The organism is Acinetobacter sp. ANC 4204 (genome assembly GCF_002135205.1).
GTDB lineage: Bacteria > Pseudomonadota > Gammaproteobacteria > Pseudomonadales > Moraxellaceae > Acinetobacter.
Genome location: NZ_NEFZ01000007.1, coordinates 61166 through 84699, shown reverse-complemented (window position 1 = coordinate 84699; position 23534 = coordinate 61166). Strand labels below are relative to the sequence as shown.

The window sequence follows — 23534 nt, the reverse complement described above, 5'->3', positions numbered from 1 at the left end:
CTTTTCCCTGAGGGAGAAGGAACTTTCAAAATATTGAAATAAAAACTTCTCAAAGGTTCAGTATGAAGACTCGCCATTTTAGTCAACTTCCAAAACCATACATGGCTTATCCGAAAGTCATTCAAGGTTTGATTTTTAAAAAACCAAAAGGTGAAAAAGTCTTACCGCAGGTTGAGTATGTGGTAGATTCTTTTAATGTCGATCAAAAGCATTTGAAAGCCTATAACGAAGTATGTGGCTTTAAGAATAATGGTTATATTCCTGCGATTTATTTGGCTGTATTATCGCAAAGCTTACAAATGCACATGATGGGGCAAGAGCCGTTTCCATTTCCAGTGTTAGGTTTGGTGCATATTCGCAATCAAGTCAAACAAATGCGTAAAGTTGGCGTCAATGAAACCCTCACTTTATCATGTAAATATGGCGCGCTTGAGCCACATGATAAAGGTGTTCAGTTTGATTTTATTACTACGGTGAAAGTTGGTAATGAAGTCGTGGTTGAAGCTTTAACCACGTATTTAGCACGTCAAAAGACCGATGGTAAAACAGCACCAAAATTAGTCGAAGCAACGACTCCAGATTATCAGCCGAATGTAGTCTGGGAAGTCTCTGAAAATACAGGTCGTCGTTATGCAATGACTTCGGGCGACTTTAACCTGATCCACATTCATGCGGTGACAGCAAAAGCCTTTGGTTTTAAACAGGCCATTGCGCACGGCATGTGGAGTAAGGCACGAGCGTTGGCTTCGATCACATTGCCTGATGCTTATGAAGCAGATGTTTGGTTTAAACTGCCGATGTATTTGCCGTCAACAGTCGATTTTATGACTGCGACAAAAGGGGCAAATACTGCTTTCTTAATTCGAAATAGTAAGAATCAAAAACCGCATGTGACGGGACAGATCAAAGCACTATAATTTTAAAAAGCCCAGTTTAGATTACACTGGGCTTTTTTATGTCAGCTTTAAAATACATGGATGTGTAAATGAAAATTTTAAAACAATATTTACAAGCGAATCCGAACCATTACCAAGGCTACGTTGACCCACGTTTTCAAAGTGTTGCCCATCTCTTTAGCCGCTTACAAGATGCTCGTTCAGCATATGGCGGTGCGGCCTGTGTTCTATATTTTCAGGGTGAAAAAGTTGTCGATATCTATACGGGTTTGGCAGCGGTAGATTCTCCTTGGCAGGCCAATACGATGTCGGTGTGTTATTCGACAGGCAAAGGCGTGCTCGCAACCTTGGCGCATATTTTAGTCAGTCGAGGTGAGCTGAGCTACGATCAACCGATTGCGGATTATTGGCCTGAATTTGCCCAAAATGGTAAAGGAAAGATGACGCTAAGACATGTACTGAGTCATCAAAGCGGATTATTTGATATACGTAATACCATTGCCGATGCGACAGAAATGTTGAACTGGGCATATATGTTAGACGTATTTGAAAAGGCGCAACCACGCTTTGCAATTGGTGAAGATGCTGCCTATCAACCTTTATCCTTCGGTTGGCTAGTCGGTGGTGCTTTGGAAAAAGCAACGGGGAAAAGTTTAACTGAGCTTTTTCAAACCTATTTAGTTGAGCCGCTAGAGCTAGATGGAGCCTACTTTGGCGCACCCAGTGCTGAATTAAAACGTATCGCACGACCTATTACTCGTCCTGTACCTATCCAAGCAAATCAAACAAGTCCCACGAAGGTGCGTAAAGTTTCAGTGCTTGATAAAGCGATACAGTGGTCAGGGCAAGATCCACAAGACTTTCAGGATGGCATGATTCCCAAAGGCATGAAAAAGGTCAGCTTTTATCATGATGATGCGATTCAGGCGATCATTCCGGCGGCAAATGGTGTCTTTACCGCCAATAGTTTAGCCAAAGTGTATGCGATGCTATCTCAAAAAGGGATTTGGAAAGGTCAGCAGTTGATTCGTCCCGATGTGTTTTCTGAATTGAGTCGAGTGCAATATAGCTATCGAGATCGCGTGATGCCGATACCGATGCATTGGCGCTTGGGATATCACCGTATATTAACCCTAGGCAAAACCGCAGAGCAGGGTTTTGGTCATATGGGCTTTAATGGTTCAGGGGCTTGGGGCGATAGTGAGCGAGGCTTAAGTTTTGCTTATACACATAACTTTGCTACAGGTTCTTTAACTGGGGATTATCGACTTTGGGCTTTGAGCCAAGAAAGTTTACGTTGTGCGGACGCAGTCTTAAAAGGTAAAAAAGGCTGGTTTTGACAGGTCTGAGATTTAGTCATCGTCTAAAATATGTTATGTTCGTCGCGGTTTAGGTTTTGAAGATTTGTGACATGAAGGCTCCTATTCTTATTCCTCTGATGGCTACAGGACTATTGTTGGGTTGTTCCGAGGCGAATCAAACGCAACATGATCAGTCTAAACTCCAAGTGGCAGAACAAAAGCAGATTATTCCTGCGTGGGTTGGGGGTTATCAGGGCACAACGCCGTGTATGGGATGTTTGTCCCGTTGTGAAGACTGTCCGGGTATGGCAGTTGCACTTGAGCTGCATGAAAACATGACCTACACCCTAAAACGAGAAAGTTTGAGTGGCCATAACGAAGTCGAAACTTTGACTGGACTACTTCGTTTTAATGCTCAAGATCAGCACAAGATAGAGTTGGTGAACGTGACCAAGCGAAACTTACTTTATGTCGATTTAGAGGATCGTGTTTTAGAAATACGTGAAGATGTGACCGGTAAAAAATACCAAATGCAGAGTGATTTTATTCTGGTGAAGTCGGCTTAATTTTCTAAATAGCTGTATTTTACGAATTCATTTTAATATTTACCTCTTTTTTACTTTTGCAAAGCTCTCATTTTATTTCAAATCCATAATCTAAATGTATAAATAGCTTGAGATAGAGAGTGGGATAAAAATGGAGCGAATGGTTTTTGGATTATTGATCTAAATCAGGTTTATAGCTTAGAAAAGCGAGAACGGGGTGAAGTAATTCATTCACTCTTTGGCAAAAAAACAGTATGCTTAGGCCTATAAAAAGGAGCATACATGTATCAAGTACTTGCACGGAAATATCGTCCTCGCAATTTTAATGAGCTAGTGGGTCAAAACCACGTTTCTCGGGCACTAACCAGTGCTTTAGAGCGCGGACGTTTGCACCATGCTTATTTATTTACAGGAACGCGTGGGGTCGGAAAAACCACCATTGCCCGTATTTTGGCAAAGTGCTTGAACTGTGAAACAGGTGTGACTTCAACACCATGCGAAGTTTGCCCAACCTGTACTGCCGTGAATGAAGGCCGTTTTATTGATTTGATTGAAATTGATGCGGCGTCACGGACTAAAGTTGAAGATACGCGTGAGCTTTTAGATAATGTGCCTTATGCACCGACGCAAGGTCGTTTTAAGGTCTATTTGATTGATGAAGTACATATGCTATCTACGCATTCTTTTAATGCTTTACTCAAAACATTGGAAGAACCGCCTGAACATGTGAAATTTCTTTTTGCAACGACAGATCCACAAAAGCTCCCAATTACCGTGATTTCACGTTGTTTGCAATTCACTCTACGCCCGTTGGCTGTAGATGAAATTACCGAGCATCTGGGTAATATTTTAAATAAAGAAAGCATTCCCGCCGAGCAGGATGCGATTTGGCAAATTGCGGAATCTGCCCAAGGCTCATTACGTGATGCACTTTCTTTGACAGATCAAGCGATTGCCTATGGTCAGGGCTCTATCCAGCACCAAGATGTCAAAGAGATGTTAGGTTTAATCGACCGTACCATTATTTATGATCTGATCCTTGCGATACATCAAAACCAGAAACAACGGGTGAGTGAGTTGCTGATACAATTCCGCCAGCAAGCACTGGATGTATCTTTAGTTTTGGATCAGTTGATTTCGACTTTACATGAATTGGCATTATTACAATATTTACCAGAACTAAGCCTCAAATATAGCGCTGAAATTAATAAAAAAATCATGCAATTGTCTCAGCAGATTGCTGCGCAAGACCTACAGCTTTATTACCAAATTGCATGTAAAGGACGTGCTGAATTACAGTTAGCAGTCACGCAAGAGCAAGGCTTTGAAATGACGGTGCTACGCATGTTGGCGTTCCGTCCATTACAACCGAATGAAGTACTGGTGACTCAGGCCAATAGCGCTATAGCTGAATCTGTACAACAAACGGTAATACCGACTTCTGCTCCAGCAACGGCTTTGCAACAAGATGCTCAAAGCTTAGATATTGACGCGACATTTGAAGATGCTGCGATAAATGAGGATGCAGAGACTGACTTTAATTCTGAACTTGATGATGTGAATCTTTCAGAAAGCGCCAAAGAGAATAAACCATCAGTTGAAGTATCTCAGCAATCCGATCAAATCGTTTTCGATCCTTCCAGTGATGAAGTTTTATTTGATTTGGATGAAGCTGATGAATTTAATGCACAAAGCAATGATGATGAACCAAATAGTGATGATTTCTTATTTGATGAAATTGTACCGTTAGAAGCAGAAACTCAAAATGAAGCACCCGTTGAACCTGCTGTAGCAATAGTTGAGGTTGTACAAGCGGAATCTTTTGATTTAGCAAGTGAAGTGCTTTCAGTCGCGAATGTTGAGGATACTCAAGTTGTAGAAAATGAAAGCCTACAAACTGTTACTGCCCTTGTAGAGCTTGCTCAACCTGAACAGGTCTCATCTACACCAACCGATTTAATGCCACAAGATATTTTGCAACTACAAGCACAGCAGTTAGTCGGTGAATGGACAGTGGAGAAGTGGGAGTATTGGTTTAGAAACAGCGATTTATCACCCGCGGTACAAGAGTTGGCACAGCAAGGCTTAATGACGGGACAGATTGATGCAGAATCGGTGTTTATGATACCGCAACGCTATGAGCAACTCCTCACCCAATTACGTCATGTCTTGGAAGATGCGCTCAAAGCTGAATGGCCTCAGACGCGTTTTGATGTGAAATATGCAGAAGTTGAAACCATTACGCCATATACGATGCAAGCGCAACGTAAGGAAAAGGCATTCCAACGTGCACATGAGTTACTACAAAACGAAGACACAGTGAAAAGTCTAGTGCAAACTTTTGATGGTGAATTACACAATATTCAGCTTAAGTAATGTCATGGCTTAAATAGTGGCGCAAAGCACTCCGCATTTCAGATGGAATCGGGGTGCTTTTTCGCGTTTCACGGTCTACAAAAACATGGACGAAATGTCCTTGAGCCGAAGCCGATTCTTGACCAAATTTAAAAATGGCGAGTTCGTAAGTAAGTGAGGAGTTTCCTATTTTGGAAATAGTCACACCTACGTCAATAATCTCAGGGTAAGACAACTCATGTAAGAAACTACATGCTGAGTCGACCACTAAGCCAATAATAGGGGATTGGTGAATATCAAAATTTGCTTTTTCAATCAGTAAGGCATTTGCGGCAGTATCAAAATAGCTATAGTAAGTGACGTTGTTGACATGGCCATAGAGGTCATTGTCCGACCAACGTGTCTGAATCGGTAAAAAATAATGAAATTGGTCACGTGTCTTTGCGGCTTGTCTCATCGACGTCATCCTTAAAATCTGATTATAAATAGCCTAAGTTAATTATATGGGTTAGCTGTAAATGGCTTGATAAATCTCGCGTGCCTGTTGCCACTCCAGTTCTCTTGGGTTGTTTTGTAGTAGGCGTGTTTGCAACATGGCGTCTGTTGCAAGTTGATCTAGACTGTGTTCAGGAACATTCAACGCCTTGAGTTTTAAGGTTAAACCGCTACGGTCTAAATGGTTTTGTATATGATCGACAAAGAGATCAGAAAGACCATCAGTACAACCTGTACTTTTTGGGTCGAGCCAGCAGATCAACTCTGCATAATGGTGCTTGGCTTGCGGAAGATTAAACTTTAAAACCTCTGTCAGCACTAAGGCATTGCTATGTCCATGTGAAATGTGAAAATGTCCACCCAGTGGATAAGCAAGTGCATGTACAGCACCTACTGGGGCATTGGCAAAAGCTTGCCCTGCCAACATTGAACCGACCAACATATTTTGTCGGGCTTCTAAATTTCGACCATCTTCTAGCACCAAACTGAGGTTTTGATTCAGCAGTTTTAAAGCCTGTTTCGCTAACATGTCTGCATAGGGGTTTTTCTTGATTTTAGAGGTATAGGCTTCAATGGCATGTACCATCGCATCAATGCCTGTAGCTGCACTAATATGACGCGGCAGCTTTTCAGTAAAAGTCGCATCCAAAATCGCTACATCGGCAAAAAGAACAGGTGCGACGATTCCAGTCTTTGTCGTTTCACCTGTGGTAACAATTGAAATCGGTGTGACCTCAGAACCTGTCCCTGCTGTGGTTGGGACTAAAATTAACGGCAGGCGAGGTGTTTGGGCATTATTTACCCCATAAAGATCAGCTAACTGTTGCTGCTGTGCAGGATGGCTGAGTATGGCAATAATTTTTGCAACATCCATAGAGCTACCACCACCAAAGCCTAAAACGAGATCTACCTTTTGCTGTTTGGCAAAATTAACCGCATTTAAAACAATCTGCTCACTCGGGTCGGCTTTAACCTCACTGTATATACTGTAAGTGAGAGAGAGATCCTCTAAAATTTCTAAGATGGGAAAATGCAGTTGATGTTGTAGCATGCCTACATCTGTAACCAATAACAGATGTTGATAAGGGCGTGCTGTTAAAATGTCTCTGAGTTGCTGAATGCTGCCCAAGCCTGAAATAATATTCGGCACAGTTTGAAATTGAAATGAGTTCATACAGCATCCTTTTTTATATCTTATTCAACAATAATGTTTTGTACTTCTATAGGATTCATCCTCTAAATAACTTAACATAAGACACTTGAAAATAAAGCTGTTTCGAGGTGGTTATGTCATTCACAACGCCCTATAAGGTGTTATGTGTCTGTTTAGGAAATATTTGTCGTTCTCCCACGGCAGAAGTAGTTCTCAGACATTTTTGTGATGCGCATCAACTTAATATTGAAATCGACTCAGCAGGGACGAGTAACTATCATCCGAATAAGGCACCTGACTTACGCAGCCAAGAACATGCTTTGAAACGTGGTTATGATTTGTCTGGTTTACGTGCACGACAGTTACAGACCCGTGATTTTGTCCATTTTGATTTAATTTTAGCGATGGACCACAATAATTTTGATGAGATTCAGATGCTGTATCAAACAGCATCACGTGAATTTGGTACGGGGCAACTACGTGCTAAAGTCGCTCTCATGTCCGAGCATGATACGCAATATCCACAGCAAGCCTTACCTGATCCTTACTATGGTGGATCTGATGGTTTTGAGCGTGTATTGGATCAATGTGAATCAAGTAGCCAAGCATGGGTTCACATTTTTAAACAACAAATTGAAAGTTATTAAGGTTAGCGCATGCAAATCGAAACACTAAAACAGCTTAAACCTTTTAATACTTTAAGTTTACATGCAGTTGCATCGCATTATGTTCAAATTCATAGTGCAGATGAATTGGTTGAAGCCCTAGATTATGCGCAGCAACAAGCGCTGAATGTCATGATTTTATCAGGTGGAAGTAATATGCTTCTGCCTGCACAAATTGATGCTTTGGTTGTGCATATGAATATTCTAGGTATAGAGAATCTGTCTGAAGATGCGAATACCCAAACCATAAGAGTTGGTGCAGGGCAAGTTTGGCATGACTTTGTACTTTGGACGACAGAACAGCGTTTATTTGGTTTACAGAATTTAGCCTTGATCCCAGGCTTAGTCGGTGCATCCCCAGTACAAAATATCGGTGCTTATGGTGTCGAAGCAGGTGAGTTCATTGAAAGTGTGCAGGTCTATGACAGACAACTGAAACAATTTAGTGATATTCCTGCTGAAGATTGTGCATTTAGTTATCGCCATAGTATTTTTAAGGATGATCCGAATCGCTATGTGATTACTCATGTCACATTTAAACTCTTGAAACACGAAGACTTAAAAATTAGTTATGGTGATTTAAAACAGGCTGTAGGGGATAACTTAACTGCATTAAATTTGCAGCAACAAGTGATTCAGATTCGCCAAAGTAAATTACCCGATCCTAAAGAGTTTCCAAATGTAGGGAGTTTTTTCAAAAACCCAATTATGAGTCAGCAGGCGTATGACGATTTAGCCCAACAATTTGACAAATTGCCACATTATCCACAGTCAAATGGTGATGTTAAAATTGCCGCTGGTTGGTTAATCGACCAGTCGGGGTGGAAAGGCAAGCAACTTGGGGCGGTGGGTATGTTTCATAAGCAGGCGTTGGTCTTGGTGAACTATGCCAATGCAAATTTAGACGATGTACAGAGCACATACCGAGCAGTACAACGGGATGTGTATAATAAATTTAAAGTTTTACTAGAGCCTGAGCCAGTTTTATTTAATTCGCTCGGTTTAATTCAATCTCATCAGGATCATTAAAAGTATGAGTAAAACCCATAAAATGGTACGTTTAGTGCAAATCGCTTCGGTGTTATTTGCACTTTTCGGCTGTTTAATGATTTTTATTTATACGCCTTTTTATTCTAAGCTCATTGTTGCTGCGCTTAATACTTTTGTTCCTGTCGATGTTAACGAAGTGGCCGCACAGAGCCAAAAGATGGCAGCACTGAGTGAGCAAGAAAGCTTAGAACCGGGTTCTGATTTGTGGATAGCACGTCAAGCTTATTTACAGCTCATGGAAGAACAGATTAAAGAGCATAATTCACAAAACTTAACCACCATTCAGGCGCGCTACAAAGCCTTACAAGAGTTGATTGTTGCTGAGCAAAAAGAGGAACAGGAAAAAGAACAGAAGCCTCAAATTCCTTTGGTGGTTGAGACTGCAAGTTCAGAAGTAGACCCAACAGAGAATGTAAAAGAACTATTAGAACTCAACAGTAAAGAAAATAAAGCGTTAATGGAGCATTATCTAGCGTTCTTAAAAACGCATAAGGTTGAACAACTCGAAGAACAGCCCGTTGATGAGCAAATTTATCAAGATATTGCACAAATCTATGCACAAAATGAAGAGAAAAAAGCAGCTTTAAATATGCCGAATGCCATCGTTGTTCTAGGAGGCGGGTTAACTTTAGATAAGAATGGTAAGGATATCGTCGTGAATGAATATACCCGTTTGCGACTTGAAACCACATTACAAGTTGAACAGCAGTTTAAGCTGCCTATTGTACTGAGTGGGGTAGAAGCACCGTATATGCAAAAATGGTTAAAGGCACGAGGAGTCGATGCAAAACTGTTGGAAGATCGTAGTATGAATACCTGCGAAAATTCACGTTTTAGTTCCTTGTTACTACAGAAAAAAGGTGGCGCACCTAGAGTGATTCTAATTACAGATCAATACCATATGCCACGTACCCGTCGTTTATTTGCCTTAAATGGTATAGAAACCCAGCCGATAGAAGCACCTATGCCGACCCAATTAACACGTTGGCGACCAAGTCAACAAAACTATGATCATAGTCGCCGTGCCAATTATGAAATGCTTGCAACTGTGCGTGATGTACTTGTCGGCTCAAGTGACTGTAGGGAGATTCCATAATGCCTGAACTTCCTTTTTTAAATCCTTCAGTACTCAAACAACTTGAGCTTCCTGTCCCAAGTCGTGAGACCACACCACAACTTTTAGAACCACTCAATTTAAACCAGTCTTATGAAGCGTCTGTTGAAATTATTTCATACCGTAGGCTCTATGGCTTAGACACTTTGGACTGTGAGCAGTGGCAAGGTTATGTACAAATGCCTTTGTTTAAATTGCATGTACAGGTCTTTGCGCCTAAAATTCAGAAGATCAAGGGAACCGTATGTTTATTACACGGTTACTTAGAACACAGTGGTATTTACCAACCCATCATTAAAGAGCTGCTTGAGCAAGGGTTTAGCGTACTGACTTATGATTTGCCTGGGCATGGTCTGAGTGATGGATCGCCTGCGAATATCCAAAACTTTGACCATTATCAAGATGTGCTTCATGCTGTAGTGCGTTATGTAAAGCATGCTGATCAGCTACCACAGCCGTGGTTAGGCATCGGGCAGAGTACGGGTGGTGCAATTTTAATGCATCATTTACTCGAATTTGCCGAACGCCGTGAAAACCCTTATGTACAGCGTGTTCTGTTGCTTTCACCATTGATTCGTCCTGCGAAATCGGCTTGGTGGCATAATTCAGTTGGATTAGGCATTATTCGTCGGATAAAGCGTCAAGTACCGCGTCATTTTAGACGCAATAATCATAATCCTGAATTTTTGCGCTTTGTCCGTTTAAAAGATCCCTTGCAACCGCGTATGATGGGTATGGATTGGATTTTGGCGATGTCAAAGTGGATGCTGGAAATGGAACAACGTCCAGCCTGTCGTATTCCTGTGTGGTTGGCTCAAGGCGCTCTGGATCAGACGGTAGATTGGCGGTATAACATCGAGTTCATTCGAGAGAAGTTTCGTTTACAGACCTTGCTAATGCTAGAGGAAGGTTCGCACCAATTGATCAATGAACGTGCTGACATTCGTGCTGCATTAACAGGTTTAATCCCCGCTTTTTTACATGCGCAGGGTTCATCTAGTGGATATTACTAATAGTCTGTGATTTTGCTTATCGAGAATAAAAAGGAGGCTCTATCAGCCTCCTTTTTATTTAGAAGTTTTCTAATTGGGACATGTTCCACATACGGAAATAAAAATTTTCCTCGTCTTTATTTTCACAAGACAGCAGTTCGCCTTCTTTTAACCAAAAGTGGAGTTGCGCATAGTTTCGAATTTCTCGGTCATTAATGCGCTGTGCTAAATGGCGGGCTTTAATTTCTGCTGGATGTTTCAAACCTGCTGAGGCAATCATTTCTGAAAGGGCTTTCAATGTATTGTCATGAAAATGTAGAACCCTTTCGGCTTTGGTGGGAACGTGTAGTGCTTTTTGACGTTCTTTATCTTGAGTTGCAACACCTACAGGACACTGGTTGGTATGACAACTTTGTGCTTGAATACAGCCTACAGCAAACATGAAGCCTCGTGCAGAATTCACCCAGTCCGCACCGATTGCCATAATGCTTGCAATATCAAAGGCGCTGACCAATTTACCACTGGCCCCAATTTTGATTTGATCACGTAAACCTGCACCAATCAGCGTATTGTGTACAAAAAGCAAGCCCTCACGTAGCGGTACACCCATATTGTCAATGAGCTCAATCGGTGCGGCACCAGTACCACCTTCGGAACCATCAACGACGATAAAATCGGGAATAATTTGGGTGTGTAGCATGGCTTTGACAATACTCATAAATTGCCAAGGCTGACCAATACACAGTTTAAAACCGATAGGTTTTCCTTCAGATAATTCACGCAGTTGTTGAATAAAATGCATCATTTCAATCGGTGTTTTAAAAGCCGAGTGACTTGAAGGAGAAACACAGTCATGGTCACGACTGACACCTCGTATTTGAGCAATTTCTTCAGAAATTTTATCTTTAGGTAGAATACCTCCATGTCCAGGTTTAGCACCTTGAGATAGTTTGATCTCAATCATTTTAACCTGAGGGCGTTTAGCTTGAATGGCAAATTTTTCTGGGTCAAACTGGCCATCTAAAGTACGGCAGCCAAAATAGCCACTACCGAGTTCCCAGACAATATCACCACCATATTCTAGATGGTAAGGGCTTAAGCTGCCTTCACCTGTATCGTGGTAAAAACCACCCATTTGTGCGCCTTTGTTTAAAGCACGAATGGCATTGGCACTCAAGCTGCCAAAACTCATGGCAGAAATATTAAAAATAGATGCACTATAAGGCTGAGAGCATTGCGCATTGCCTACTAATATACGGAAAGTTTTTGGGTCGGCAGGTTTGCATGGACTTAATGAATGCGTCATGAAACGATAGTTGTCTGCATAGACATTGACAATAGAACCAAAAGGCTTATCTGCATTTTGGTTTTTTGAGCGTTGATAAACTAGACTGCGTTGCATTCTTGAAAATGGCAGTGCATCTTGATCCGCTTCAATGAAATACTGGCGGATTTCAGGTCGAAAATCTTCAAAGATAAAACGAAAGTGTCCCATGATCGGGTAGTTCTTCAAAATAGAATGTCTGTTTTGCAAAACATCATGTAAACCGACAAAACTGAGTAAACCTGTAATGAGCCAAATACTGTTTAAGAAAGTGTTTGAGATAAAGTAATTGATGTAAATAGGGGTATGGCTATAATGAAAAAAGCTAATACTTAAAAAGATAAAAATACAAAGCAGCCAAATAGAATGTCTGGAAAAGAAAGTGTTGAGTAATTTGTGACGTATGGATTGAGCAGGGCTAGACATATGGCTTGGCTTCCTTCCGTGTTGTTTTAGGACTAATGTGCCAAGTCTTTGTTTCATCTACAAGTAATAAATTGTTGTTCATTCTGTGAATAGATTTTGAATATGGCGAATGTTAAAAATGGAGGAATCAATTACACATAGATTAGTATCTTTCAGTTTTTAAAGTCGATAAAATGATTTTAATGAATGCGTATTCTTCAACAATAAAAATTGATAAATTACTTACTTCTAGGGATAGGTTGCTTCGAGTTAGCATCGGTATAGTGTTGTTAAAGAATGATAAAAAGGGGATGCTTCAGTGAAAAATACGGAAACAGTTTTGCCTGCACCTGTTTTAATTGTAGAAGATGAAGCGATGATTCGCTCTCGCCTAGACCTTATTCTCTCGGAATTAGGTTATAGCCATGACATGTTGATTTTTGCTAAGAATTTAGCGGAGGCAATGGCAATAATTGCATCGCAACCAATTTCTTTGGCATTGGTCGACTTGGGTTTACCAGATGGCAATGGTATTACGCTGATTGAAAAACTCAGAGACATTGACCAAAGTGCTTTAATTTTAGTGATTTCGGCTTGGAGTACACAACAAAGCCTATTTGCCTCGATTAAAGCAGGGGCGAATGGTTATGTACTGAAAGAGCGTGATGATGCTGAAGTACTTATGTCTATACGTAGCATTTTACGTGGTGGGGCTCCTATAGATCCATTCATTGCTCGTGAAATTCTGAATCAAATTTCAACATCAACTACACCCCAAACAGAACGTGTAGATCAGTTAGATGGTCAAGATTATGACGAATTGACGAATCGAGAAACTGAGATTCTAAACTTAGTTGCACAGGGCTTAAGTAATCGAGAAATTGCAGAGCAGTTATTTGTGTCTCGCTATACTGTTGAAAGTCATATTAAGCATATTTATCGAAAGCTTTCAGTTACCAAACGCACCAAGGCTGTGAGTACAGCACGTTCTTTAGGTCTTTTATGAAAAATGGCTGGCTGAGCCTTTTTTTCACACTATGTTTGTGTGCGTTTAGTCTTGCCAGTTATGCAGAAACCCGCTTCAGTGTTGGCTCCACTTGTAATGTGATTGTCGATAAAATTTCTGCAGTCAAAACAACATCTATGAATGAAGTGCCTAAAACGGGCTGGGTCGAAGTTAAAAATCCTGATGTTTGGACCAAGCGTTGGCCATATTATGATGGTGGTGTTTGGTACCATTTTGCGTGGCATTGGAGCTGTAGCGATAGTCATGAGTTAAAAGAACCGATCGCATTTTCAGTAGAAGGTATGAGTAGTGCGGGTGCTGTCTTTTTTAACCGTAATTTGATGTGGAAAGATAAACATTTAGTTGAACCTCTATCAAAAAGTTGGAATACTCCGCGTTTTTGGATTCTTCCTGTCGAAAGTTTAAAACAACAAAAGAATGATATTTGGGTGTATGTGGTTGGTAATAGCTATGAAAGCCCCGGTTTAGGAAATTTAGAATTTTCAGATATTACAAAAGCCTATGATAAGCAGCAAAGACGGCTTTGGAATAAAAGAGCACTGTTTCAGGTTAATTTGGTGATTTCGACAACCTTAGGTTTAGTATGCTTTGTCATTTGGTTTTTTAGGCGCAATGAAACAACTTTTCTTTGGTTCTCCATTAGTTGTTTGTTTTGGGTGCTGTTTATTTGGAATGTGATCAATCGGGAAGTGTTTCCTTATCCAAATTCTTTATGGGTTATGAAAGCTAACCTAACTTATTTTGTTTTATACAGTGTTTGCTTTTCTATTTATTTGCTCCGTTTTGTTAAGGTGAAGTTTGCTGAGTTAGAAAAAACATTATTTTTGGTTGCAGCGGTTTGTATTGTTACGATTTTATTTATCCCGAGTCTGATGGTCAAAACCGTTTTTGCGATAATTTTTCTTCTGTGTATTGCCTTATTCTTAGCCTCTTTTTTATTTGTGGTTTATCGTGCGAATAAAACAAAGCGTCGTGATTACATTTTACTTGCTGTGTGTTTGAGTGTTGTTTGTATTGTAATGATGTATGACGTTTCACTATTATTTGATGAGCGTATCAATGATCATCAGCCATTATCCCCCTATACTTCACCGATTATCACTTTCTTTATTGTGATCATTCTTGCAACTCGTTTAGATAAAAATATCAAAAAAATACAAAGATTTAATAATGAGCTAGAACAACGTGTGAACTTTGTCACCAGTAATTTATCTTCAAGCCTATACGCGCGACATCAATTAGAGCTTGAAAACGTTCGGCTACAAGAGCGTATTCACTTGTCACATGATCTACATGATGGTCTGGGTGCATCTTTGGTTCGTTCGATGATTTTGGTGGGGCAGAGTTCTAGTGCTATGTCGAATCAACAATTTCTTTCGATTCTTAAATTATTGCGTGATGATTTAAGGCAAATTATTGATAGTGGTTCATCTACGAATAATAAAATTCCAGACAATCCAGTGCTGTGGATTGCACCTGTTCGGCACCGTTTTAGTCAAATTATGGATGAATTGGATATTCAAGCGACTTGGACGATACCAGCTACATGGGAGATACAACCTACGGCTTTACAGTGTTTGACTTTGATTCGTGTACTTGAAGAAAGCTTGACAAATATTGTGAAGCATAGCCAAGCAAGTCATATTGAAGTCAAAATGTATTATCCAAGCACAACTCGATTGGTCTTAATTGTTCAAGATGATGGTGTTGGATTCGACGTAGAGTGTGTGCTGAATCATGGAATGAGTATTGGTATGCGAAGCATGAAGATGCGTTTAGAAAAAATTGGTGCTGAGTTGGAAATTGAGTCTAAAAAAGGCTGTACCAAAATCAAGGCTTGTTTAAGTTTTGGAGAAGGTGAAAGTGCTGAGTAAGAGACTCAGCACTTGATGTTGTTAAACTTCTTCAGGAGGTAGAAGCATCAAAACAGACTCGTTCATAAGCATTGCGATATCTTCTAGAATATCGGCATCATATAAACTTTCATCAAGCAATAATGCCTCACCATCAGCTAAACTTTTAAGTAATGGTGCAAATTGGTCTGAAATACACAATCCTTCACCATTAGCCCAGAACAAGAACGCATTTTCGTCATACGTATAAAGTAGGCGAGATGCAGGCTCTAAAATGAGTTGGTAGCCTTGGTCTAAAATACCTTCCAAATCTCCCGTGCCAATTTCTTCAGCTTCAGGAATATTTTCAGGATATTTCGGCTCTGACATCAAGGTCATAATAGCATCTTCAAGCAGAGTTGAATTTTGTAATTGAGCTAGAATTTCTGCTTTTAAATAATCCAATTCGTTTTGTGTTAATTGACCGATCGGGCTTTGTTGGTCACGGACAATATCGAGCAAAGGATTACGCAGCAGGGCATTATCTGATAGTTTGTCACCTACACGGTCAACCATATCAGTGACGTTTGGCATACGGAAGCCAAAAGAGAAGGTCAGGCAGTCATCTTCAGCGACGCCATAATGAGCTAAACCTGGTGGTACATAAAGTAGGTCACCTGGGGCTAATACTTCATCGAAATGGGTGTCTATTTCAGGCAGTAATTTTAAAGGCTGGCCTGCAACAATCTCAGATTCAGCATCGCACATTTGACCCAACTGCCAACGACGATGACCATAGCCTTGCACCAAAAAGACATCATAAAAGTCAAAATGTTTTCCTACAGAACCACCCTTAGGTGCATAAGAGACCATGATGTCATCACGACGCCACTGTGGAATAAATGGAAATTTTTTCCATAGCGCTGCCAAATCAAAAGAGTAATGGTCGACGGCTTGAACCAACATAGTCCAAAGCTTCGGCATCTTTTGAAAATCTGCTTTTAAGAGTGGAGAAGACTTTACCGACCATTGATTTGGATCGCGATCTTTTTGTTTGATGAGACGGGCTGTGACATTTTCATCCAAAGCCAGTTCCATTACATCACTTGGTTCTAAGAGATTGGCAATTTCAGGAATAGCATTACGCACCAATAAAGGCTTTTTTTGCCAATATTCGGTAAGGAATTGTTCGGCTGTAATACCGCCAAGAACATCAAGAGTTTGGGACATGAAAATAGCCTAAGCAAATTTAAAACAATATTGTGTATTGTCTTATGATCGAAGGCCTATGCGCAAGTATCGTTAGATTTATTTGAAAGTGATTCGCTGATTTAAATAACTAACGCCTGCATCAGCCGTTAGGCTACTCACATTAAAATTTTTACAGAATAATATGTTTAAAACATAGCAAATAAACATAATGTTAAATAAAGACAATGCCCAGAAAATAGCGAATCAGATATGACAGAAGGAAATCGAAAAGAGTGAGTATAACTTATGAAAGAGATCTAATCATGTGATTAAGCTTAGTACTAAAAAGAGAACAGCAACACTTAGTGCTGTTCAATTTATTAGACATAAACTAAAAATCTTTCTATAGAATTAAGGCACAAGCACTTTTAATTCACGCAGAATATTACATAACTGGATCATCGGCATACCCATAAGAGTAGTTTGATCTTGTCCTATCATTTGTTCAAATAAACTGATCCCTAAGCTTTCACATTTAAAACTACCAGCGCACATGAATGGTTGCTCAAGTTCAATATAACGTTGAATTTCAGGCAGGCTAAGTTTACGGAACTTAACTTTATAGTGTTCAACTAGACTATGTTCAAATCCAGTAGAATGCTGTTGAACACTCAAAGCGGTACTGAAGTAGACAATCTTGTCTGAATTGGCTTGTAATTGTTTAATCGCCTTTTCAGCAGACAATGGTTTTCCAATAAAAATATCGGGCGCACCTTCACGCCATGCGACTTGGTCGGAACCAATCACAATCGCATCTGGATGTTGTCTAGCAATTACATGCGCCTTTTCAAATGCCAAGCGTTTAGCCAAATCATCCGCATGGCTTTCTCCACGAGGCGATTCGTCTATATCAGGGACAATGCAACGGTAGTCTAAGCGTAAGCGATTCATCAAATCTTTACGAGTTTGACTGCTGGATGCCAAGATAATTTCGGAAGTATTCATTCGACTGCATATTCCATGAGCACATTCAGCGGTACGTAAGACAGTACGGCCTGATGGCAAGCTTGAACTTTGACTGGAGGAGCAAAACCTGCTTGATACGCTTCTACCCAACGAGTCACACAGATACACCAAAAATCTCCCGGTTGTAGTCCCGGAAAGTTAACTTCAGGCACAGGGGTAATGAGGTCATTGCCCACTTGTTGCGAAAAATTTAAAAACTCAGAGGTCATTTCGACACAGATGGTGTGTTGTCCCAAATCTGAGGGTGCTGTATGACAAAAACCATTACGGAAATAACCAGTAATTGGGGAGTAACAGCAGCTCGCTAAAGGTTCACCCAAAACGTTTAAACGGTTCAGATTTGGATCAGGATGAATAGACATAAATGATAAATCGAGTGAGACTTTTCACTATGATAGCAAAACTTTGCCTTTCGTTTGCTTTTCTGCAAAAGAAGCTAACCTTTTTCTGCATAATCATTTAAAATCGACGCGATTTTTATATATAGAAAGAGAGCTCTACATGAATTTTCAGCGTATGACTGACCTCGATTTAACAGGTAAACGTGTTCTTATTCGCGAAGATTTAAACGTTCCTGTTAAAAATGGTGTGATTACAAGTGATGCGCGTTTACGTGCCGCTTTACCAACAATTAAAGCAGCGTTAGCACAAGGCGCAGCCGTAATGGTTTACTCTCACCTTGGTCGTCCTGTTGAAGGTGAGCCAAAACAAGAACAATCATTAGCACCTGTTGCTGCATATTTGACTGAAGCATTGGGTCAAGACGTTCAATTAGTGACGGACTATCTCGATGGCGTTGACGTTACAGCAGGTCAAGTGGTACTCCTTGAAAACTGCCGCTTTAACGCAGGTGAAAAGAAAAATAACCCAGAACTTGCAGCAAAATATGCGGCGCTTTGTGATGTATTTGTAATGGATGCATTTGGTACAGCACACCGTGCAGAAGCATCAACTGAAGGTGTAGCACGTTTAGCAAAAGTTGCAGCAGCAGGTCCACTCCTTGCAGCTGAACTTGATGCTTTAGGTCGCGCATTACAAACGCCTGAAAAGCCAATGGTTGCGATTGTTGCGGGTTCTAAAGTATCGACTAAGTTGGATGTGTTGACATCACTTTCTGATATTTGCGATCAGTTGATTGTGGGTGGCGGTATTGCTAATACGTTCTTGGCAGCAGCAGGCTTCAATGTCGGTAAATCATTGTGTGAAAATGATTTGATTGACACCGCAAAAGCGATTGCTGCAAAAGTTTCTGTACCGCTTCCAACGGATGTTGTCGTGGCGGATGCTTCTGAAATTGATTTTGCAGACTTCTTGGGTTCATTGGCTGCTGCTAAAGCAGTCGTGAAAAAAGTTGAAGATGTGACTGACAATGACATGATTTTGGATGTCGGCCCAGAAACAGCAAAAGCATTTGCAGACATTCTAAAAACGTCAAAAACGATCTTGTGGAATGGCCCAGTCGGTGTGTTTGAAGTCGATCAATTTGGCGAAGGCACTAAAACTTTATCTTTAGCGATTGCTGAATCGGCTGGCTTCTCGATTGCGGGTGGTGGTGACACTTTAGCTGCTATTGATAAATACGAAGTTGCAGACAAAATTGGTTATATCTCAACTGGTGGTGGTGCTTTCCTTGAGTTTGTCGAAGGCAAAACCCTTCCAGCAGTTGCCGCATTACTAGAACGTGCACAATAAGTATCTTGTTTAAAGTTGTTGTAAAAAAGGTTGACTTAGGTCAACCTTTTTTATGGGCTTAACAAATCTATTCATCATTTAGTCATGAAAATGAAATATTGCTGAAATAAACTACAGGGCATTAAATCATCTGTTCTAGGAAAACATTATGAATTTAAAAATGACTCTTGCTGCACTTTTGTTAGCACCACTAGCTTTGACTGCTTGTAAGAAAAATGAAGCACCAGAACAACCCGTTGCAGCATCTGAAACAGCAGCAGTTGAAGAAGCTGTAACAGCTGAACAACAAGCAGCAATTGATGCGATTGATCAGCCAGTATTAGATGAAAAGAATAAAGATATTCCTGCTGAAGTCGCAAATGCACCAGCCGATGCTGCAACAGCGGATACTGCGGTAGAAGCTTCAGCGGCTCAAGCACATTAATTAGATGTGAAATTTGTAAAAAGTCCCTGCAATTGCGGGGATTTTTTTTAAATAGTGTTATTTGTTGCTGAATTGAAACCTTTGACCATGTAGAATATGTCGCATCAACTGGGAGGACATTATGGCTCTTATTTCATTGCGCCAGCTCTTGGATCACGCCGGCGAACATGCTTACGGCGTACCAGCATTCAACGTAAACAACTTAGAACAAATGCGCGCAATCATGCTTGCAGCAGATGCGACAAATTCACCTGTTATCGTACAAGCATCAGCGGGTGCGCGTAAATATGCAGGTGCTCCATTCTTACGTCATCTTATTTTGGCAGCAATTGAAGAATGGCCACACATTCCAGTGGTAATGCACCAAGACCACGGTACAGATCCAGACGTTTGCCAACGTTCAATTCAATTGGGCTTCTCATCAGTGATGATGGATGGTTCATTGGGTGCAGACGGTAAAACACCAACAACTTATGAATATAATGTTGATGTAACACGTCGTACAGTACAAATGGCGCATGCATGCGGTGTTTCAGTTGAAGGTGAAATCGGTTGTTTAGGTAGCCTTGAAACGGGTATGGCGGGTGAAGAAGATGGTGTGGGTGCTGAAGGTGTACTCGATCATTCTCAACTTCTTACTTCTGTTGAAGAAGCACGTCAGTTCGTTGCAGATACCAATGTCGATGCACTTGCAATTGCAGTCGGTACTTCACATGGTGCGTATAAGTTTACACGTCCACCTACAGGCGATATTTTGGCGATTGACCGTATTAAAGAAATTCATGCGGCGCTTCCAAATACCCACCTTGTTATGCACGGTTCAAGCTCTGTTCCTCAAGAATGGTTAGCGATCATTAACCAGTATGGCGGTGACATCAAAGAAACCTATGGTGTTCCTGTTGAACAACTGGTTGAAGCAATCAAGCACGGTGTTCGTAAGATCAACATTGATACAGACTTGCGTTTAGCATCAACAGGTGCAATGCGTCGTATGATGGCTGAACAACCAAGTGAATTTGACCCACGTAAATTCTTCGCAAAAACTGTAGATGCAATGAAACAAATTTGTGTTGACCGTTATGAAGCATTTGGTACAGCGGGCAATGCTGACAAGATTCGTCCAATTTCTTTAGAGAAAATGGTTGAACATTATAAATAATTCATTTTGAATGATTTATATTGGAAAAGCCCACCTTGATGTGGGCTTTTCTATGTGTGTTTATATTCAAGGCGACAATAATAAGAGTGTGCTATGGAACTGATATTTGCTGCGGCCTGTTGTAGTGTGGTGGTCTCCATTCTTTTAAAATGGGGTAAAAACAAAGGCTTTGATCCAATTCAGATGATCAGCTGGAACTATGCTTCAGCCAGTTTGTTGTGCTATTTCTGGTTTAAACCTGACCTTAGCCACGTTTCTATTTCAAATACGCCTTGGTGGTTAATTGTTGCCCTCGGTGTCTTGTTGCCGAGTGTATTTTTATTTTTAGCCAAGTCTTTGCAATATGCAGGTATTGTCAAAACAGAAATCGCACAACGCTTATCGGTAATTTTGTCCTTATTGGCGGCTTATTTTATTTTTCAAGAACAGTTTAATCAGCTGAAAATTGTTGGGGTAGGGTTAGGTCTTGCTGCCGTGATGTGCATTTTATTTACCAATGCATCGGGTGGCGGAGAGGGGCAAAAGCAGGCTGTATGGTATTTAGCACTTGTTTGGTTTGGTTATGCGCTGATAGACATTTTACTCAAATATACTACAGGCTTAGGTGTCCAATTTTCTGTTGCATTAAACCTGATGTTTATTTGTGCATTTTTATTGTCAGTTAGCTATGTTGCCGTGACCACAAAAAATGTCGGCTTAACCAAAAACGTTGTGGCTGGTTTATGTCTTGGCGTGTTGAACTTTGCCAATATCGCACTGTATGTCAAAGCACATCTGCTACTCAAGGACAGCCCTGCGGTGGTTTTTGCGGGCATGAATATTATGGTGGTACTTTTAGGTGTGCTGAGCGGACTGGTTTTATTTAAAGAAAAGCTGAAGCCCGCAACAGCGATTGGACTTGTATTGGGTATTACCAGTGTAGTTTGTTTAGCTTATGCAATGTCTGTTTAAAAAAATTGCGGACAAAAGACTGAGGGTGTTTGAGTAGATCTTCAAGCACAGCAATACCGAGTAATAAACCTGGTTGCTCACAACTGGGACAGTTAGGGTAATGGGTGTGTATTTTATTTTCATACTGACGTAAATAGATTTTATTGCAACGAGCACACTCAAACTTCATTGGCATATACGGTGTAACTGACATCAGTAACCTCACTATTTTTGTTTTGTTTAGATTGAAATGATTTAGCTTAAAAATAAATAAGCAATTTTCAGACCTAAAATATAAAGAAGGGACTTAGAGTCCCTTCTTTATATATAGCTATCATTACAGCTGCGTGAAAATATCTACGTTGTTTAGTCGAGACTTGGGTAATTTGGCATTAAAGTCGGCATCGCTACGGTAGCCCAATGTGAGTAGTACAGAGGGAATTAGACCTTTCGCGACTAAATCGAGTTCTTCACTAATGATTGACTCATCAAAGCCACCGATCGGTGTTGCATCAATTTTTTCACTAGCGGCTGCTAATAGAATTTGGCCTAAAGCAATAAAGGTTTGGTTTTCCGCCCAACGCTGAATATCGCCTTTTTCATTACGATAATAGTCTACATAACCAGAGCGACTGTCTTTTTGTCCTTGTTTAGCGGCATCGTCTTTAAAACGTCCGTTGAGCTCATCCTGATGAAGTAAATTTTCTAAATGCTGTTCAGAAATGTCGGCTTTAGTACAAAATAAAATGGTATGTGATGAATCTAAAACTTTGGGTGCATTGTATGCATATTTACCCACCAATGCTTTGGCAATTCGCTCTTTGGCGTTTGTATTTTCTGCAATGAAGAAGTGCCAAGGCTGGATGTTAATAGATGATGGCGTTAAGCGGAGAATTTCTAATAATCGAACAAACTGTTCATGAGGGATCTTTCTATTCGGGTCATAAGCTTTAGTTGTATATCGTGTTTTTGCAGTAATCAGAGTGTCCATTAGTCATCAGTCAAATTGAACTTAAAATAATTGTAATAGATAAAATAAGTTTTAGGTCCAATTTCAGCATATTTTTCGCAATGGCTTAGAGTTGTTTTATATCTATAAGTTTTCTCTTGGTCACTGTAAAACGTTAATGGTTGGGATAGCCGTAATCTATCGGGCTTATGGCAATTGATTTAAATTGATTTGTATTTGACACCTAAAAGGATAAAAGTTGCTAGGTTTTGGGATAAGTGACTGGATTTAGATATTTTATACTTTACATATCAAGAGGTATAACAATAGGGTTATCTTATATGCGTCATTTATTTTTTAAGTTATTGATTTCTAGTTGTATGTTGGGTATTGGTGCAACATCTTGGGCCGATGAATTCATACTGAAAAGTACCGATATTTCACAAGATCAATTAATGAGTCAAGCTCAGGAGTTTCAAGGGTTTGGGTGTAATGGTCAAAATCTATCACCACAACTTTCTTGGCATGGCGCGCCAAAAGGAACGGAAGCATTTGCTGTTCTAGCGTATGACCCCGATGCTCCAACGGGGAGTGGGTGGTGGCACTGGCAAATTGTTAATATTCCGAAAGATGTGACTGTATTAACGACAGGGGCAGGTGATCTTAGTCGAAACTTGGCGCCGAAGGGAAGCCTAAGTATTAAAAACGATTATGGTGTAGCAGGCTTTGGCGGTGCATGCCCACCCCAAGGACATGGTGTACATCGTTATCAATTTACAGTTTTTGCTTTATCTAAGAAGTTGGATCTACCTGAAAATGCATCAGGTGCTTTAACAGGGTATATGGTTCGAGCAAATGCTCTGGCTTCCAGCACAATAACTGCTTTATATCAGCGTGATTAATCTATATAGCCAAATACATCTCACACTGTTTCAAGCATTTACTCTGCTTTAGACAGTGTTTTTGGGAAAATTTGAATTTAATATGACTTTATTCACATTAGGTTGTA

Annotated in this window: 23 protein-coding genes; 15 read left to right on the top strand and 8 right to left on the bottom strand. The window is 40.4% G+C overall.

Features of this window, described 5'->3' with window-relative positions; all coding sequences use genetic code 11:
• Nucleotides 1-62 precede the first annotated feature (62 nt).
• The 4 genes from B9T36_RS14070 to dnaX all read left to right on the top strand — a co-directional run bounded on the left by B9T36_RS14070 (nucleotide 63) and on the right by dnaX (nucleotide 5118).
• On the top strand, nucleotides 63-917 hold the full coding sequence (locus tag B9T36_RS14070) for a MaoC family dehydratase (RefSeq protein WP_086210097.1): 855 nt from the start codon (nucleotides 63-65) through the stop codon (nucleotides 915-917).
• Nucleotides 918-985: 68 nt separating this feature from the next.
• Nucleotides 986-2236, top strand: coding sequence for a serine hydrolase domain-containing protein (locus B9T36_RS14065; RefSeq protein ID WP_086210096.1), 1251 nt, complete (start codon nucleotides 986-988; stop codon nucleotides 2234-2236).
• 71 nt (nucleotides 2237-2307) lie between these two features.
• Nucleotides 2308-2763 (top strand): copper resistance protein NlpE N-terminal domain-containing protein, encoded by a 456-nt coding sequence (locus B9T36_RS14060; RefSeq protein WP_086210095.1) that lies wholly within the window; start codon nucleotides 2308-2310, stop codon nucleotides 2761-2763.
• A 261-nt stretch (nucleotides 2764-3024) separates the two neighbouring features.
• Nucleotides 3025-5118 carry a DNA polymerase III subunit gamma/tau gene (dnaX, locus tag B9T36_RS14055; protein ID WP_086210094.1) on the top strand — a complete coding sequence of 698 codons (2094 nt, stop codon included), beginning with the start codon at nucleotides 3025-3027 and terminating at the stop codon, nucleotides 5116-5118.
• On the opposite strand, the gene B9T36_RS14050 is transcribed toward dnaX, so the two are convergent.
• Both B9T36_RS14050 and B9T36_RS14045 read right to left on the bottom strand, forming a co-directional pair.
• Complete coding sequence (locus B9T36_RS14050) at nucleotides 5111-5554, bottom strand: acyl-CoA thioesterase (RefSeq protein WP_086210093.1); 444 nt, start codon at nucleotides 5552-5554, stop codon at nucleotides 5111-5113. The two genes, dnaX and B9T36_RS14050, sit on opposite strands and share 8 nt — an antisense overlap.
• A gap of 51 nt (nucleotides 5555-5605) precedes the next feature.
• Nucleotides 5606-6766, bottom strand: a complete 1161-nt coding sequence (locus B9T36_RS14045) for an iron-containing alcohol dehydrogenase (RefSeq protein ID WP_086210092.1) — start codon at nucleotides 6764-6766, stop codon at nucleotides 5606-5608.
• 113 nt (nucleotides 6767-6879) lie between these two features.
• Here B9T36_RS14045 and B9T36_RS14040 point away from each other — a divergent pair, with 113 nt between their 5' ends.
• Genes B9T36_RS14040 through B9T36_RS14025 form a run of 4 tightly spaced genes read left to right on the top strand, consistent with a single transcriptional unit; the run spans nucleotide 6880 to nucleotide 10587 of the window.
• The gene (locus tag B9T36_RS14040) at nucleotides 6880-7392 is read left to right on the top strand and encodes a low molecular weight protein-tyrosine-phosphatase (protein WP_086210091.1); all 513 of its coding nucleotides are present in this window, start codon (nucleotides 6880-6882) and stop codon (nucleotides 7390-7392) included.
• 9 nt (nucleotides 7393-7401) lie between these two features.
• Nucleotides 7402-8439 (top strand): UDP-N-acetylmuramate dehydrogenase, encoded by a 1038-nt coding sequence (murB, locus tag B9T36_RS14035; protein ID WP_086210090.1) that lies wholly within the window; start codon nucleotides 7402-7404, stop codon nucleotides 8437-8439.
• A 4-nt stretch (nucleotides 8440-8443) separates the two neighbouring features.
• Nucleotides 8444-9556: a YdcF family protein gene (locus B9T36_RS14030; RefSeq protein WP_086210089.1), complete on the top strand. Its 1113-nt coding sequence runs from the start codon at nucleotides 8444-8446 to the stop codon at nucleotides 9554-9556.
• Nucleotides 9556-10587, top strand: coding sequence for an alpha/beta hydrolase (locus tag B9T36_RS14025; RefSeq protein WP_086210088.1), 1032 nt, complete (start codon nucleotides 9556-9558; stop codon nucleotides 10585-10587). The genes B9T36_RS14030 and B9T36_RS14025 overlap by 1 nt, the downstream gene beginning before the upstream one ends.
• Before the next feature lie 58 nt (nucleotides 10588-10645).
• On the opposite strand, the gene B9T36_RS14020 is transcribed toward B9T36_RS14025, so the two are convergent.
• Nucleotides 10646-12316, bottom strand: coding sequence for an FMN-binding glutamate synthase family protein (locus B9T36_RS14020; RefSeq protein ID WP_086210087.1), 1671 nt, complete (start codon nucleotides 12314-12316; stop codon nucleotides 10646-10648).
• 298 nt (nucleotides 12317-12614) lie between these two features.
• Here B9T36_RS14020 and B9T36_RS14015 point away from each other — a divergent pair, with 298 nt between their 5' ends.
• Nucleotides 12615-13301, top strand: a complete 687-nt coding sequence (locus B9T36_RS14015; protein ID WP_086210086.1) for a LuxR C-terminal-related transcriptional regulator — start codon at nucleotides 12615-12617, stop codon at nucleotides 13299-13301.
• The gene (locus B9T36_RS14010) at nucleotides 13298-15196 is read left to right on the top strand and encodes a 7TM diverse intracellular signaling domain-containing protein (protein ID WP_086210085.1); all 1899 of its coding nucleotides are present in this window, start codon (nucleotides 13298-13300) and stop codon (nucleotides 15194-15196) included. Before B9T36_RS14015 ends, B9T36_RS14010 begins: the two co-directional genes overlap by 4 nt.
• A gap of 21 nt (nucleotides 15197-15217) precedes the next feature.
• Here B9T36_RS14010 and B9T36_RS14005 read toward each other — a convergent pair whose 3' ends face one another.
• From B9T36_RS14005 to B9T36_RS13995, 3 genes are all read right to left on the bottom strand, one after another.
• Nucleotides 15218-16384: a cupin domain-containing protein gene (locus B9T36_RS14005; RefSeq protein ID WP_086210084.1), complete on the bottom strand. Its 1167-nt coding sequence runs from the start codon at nucleotides 16382-16384 to the stop codon at nucleotides 15218-15220.
• Between the two features lie 372 nt (nucleotides 16385-16756).
• Nucleotides 16757-17350, bottom strand: coding sequence for a Maf family protein (locus tag B9T36_RS14000; RefSeq protein ID WP_086210083.1), 594 nt, complete (start codon nucleotides 17348-17350; stop codon nucleotides 16757-16759).
• Entirely contained in the window at nucleotides 17347-17733 is a 387-nt protein-coding gene (locus B9T36_RS13995) for a DUF2237 family protein (protein ID WP_086210082.1), read from the bottom strand. The genes B9T36_RS14000 and B9T36_RS13995 overlap by 4 nt, the downstream gene beginning before the upstream one ends.
• Before the next feature lie 139 nt (nucleotides 17734-17872).
• On the opposite strand from B9T36_RS13995, the gene B9T36_RS13990 reads away from it, so the two are divergent.
• The 4 genes from B9T36_RS13990 to B9T36_RS13975 all read left to right on the top strand — a co-directional run bounded on the left by B9T36_RS13990 (nucleotide 17873) and on the right by B9T36_RS13975 (nucleotide 21597).
• Nucleotides 17873-19063, top strand: a complete 1191-nt coding sequence (locus tag B9T36_RS13990) for a phosphoglycerate kinase (protein ID WP_086210081.1) — start codon at nucleotides 17873-17875, stop codon at nucleotides 19061-19063.
• Between the two features lie 148 nt (nucleotides 19064-19211).
• Nucleotides 19212-19487 carry a hypothetical protein gene (locus B9T36_RS13985; protein ID WP_086210080.1) on the top strand — a complete coding sequence of 92 codons (276 nt, stop codon included), beginning with the start codon at nucleotides 19212-19214 and terminating at the stop codon, nucleotides 19485-19487.
• Nucleotides 19488-19608: 121 nt separating this feature from the next.
• Nucleotides 19609-20646 (top strand): class II fructose-bisphosphate aldolase, encoded by a 1038-nt coding sequence (gene fba / locus B9T36_RS13980; RefSeq protein ID WP_086210079.1) that lies wholly within the window; start codon nucleotides 19609-19611, stop codon nucleotides 20644-20646.
• Between the two features lie 93 nt (nucleotides 20647-20739).
• Nucleotides 20740-21597, top strand: a complete 858-nt coding sequence (locus B9T36_RS13975; protein ID WP_086210078.1) for a DMT family transporter — start codon at nucleotides 20740-20742, stop codon at nucleotides 21595-21597.
• Here B9T36_RS13975 and B9T36_RS19270 read toward each other — a convergent pair.
• Together B9T36_RS19270 and nfsB are read right to left on the bottom strand one after the other, a co-directional pair.
• Nucleotides 21557-21790: a hypothetical protein gene (locus B9T36_RS19270; RefSeq protein WP_086210077.1), complete on the bottom strand. Its 234-nt coding sequence runs from the start codon at nucleotides 21788-21790 to the stop codon at nucleotides 21557-21559. The genes B9T36_RS13975 and B9T36_RS19270 overlap by 41 nt on opposite strands.
• Nucleotides 21791-21913: 123 nt before the next feature.
• A complete protein-coding gene (gene nfsB, locus B9T36_RS13965) occupies nucleotides 21914-22567 on the bottom strand; it encodes an oxygen-insensitive NAD(P)H nitroreductase (protein WP_086210076.1) in 654 nt (217 codons plus the stop codon).
• Between the two features lie 338 nt (nucleotides 22568-22905).
• On the opposite strand from nfsB, the gene B9T36_RS13960 reads away from it, so the two are divergent.
• Nucleotides 22906-23427, top strand: coding sequence for a YbhB/YbcL family Raf kinase inhibitor-like protein (locus tag B9T36_RS13960; RefSeq protein ID WP_228147013.1), 522 nt, complete (start codon nucleotides 22906-22908; stop codon nucleotides 23425-23427).
• Nucleotides 23428-23534: the final 107 nt, after the last annotated feature.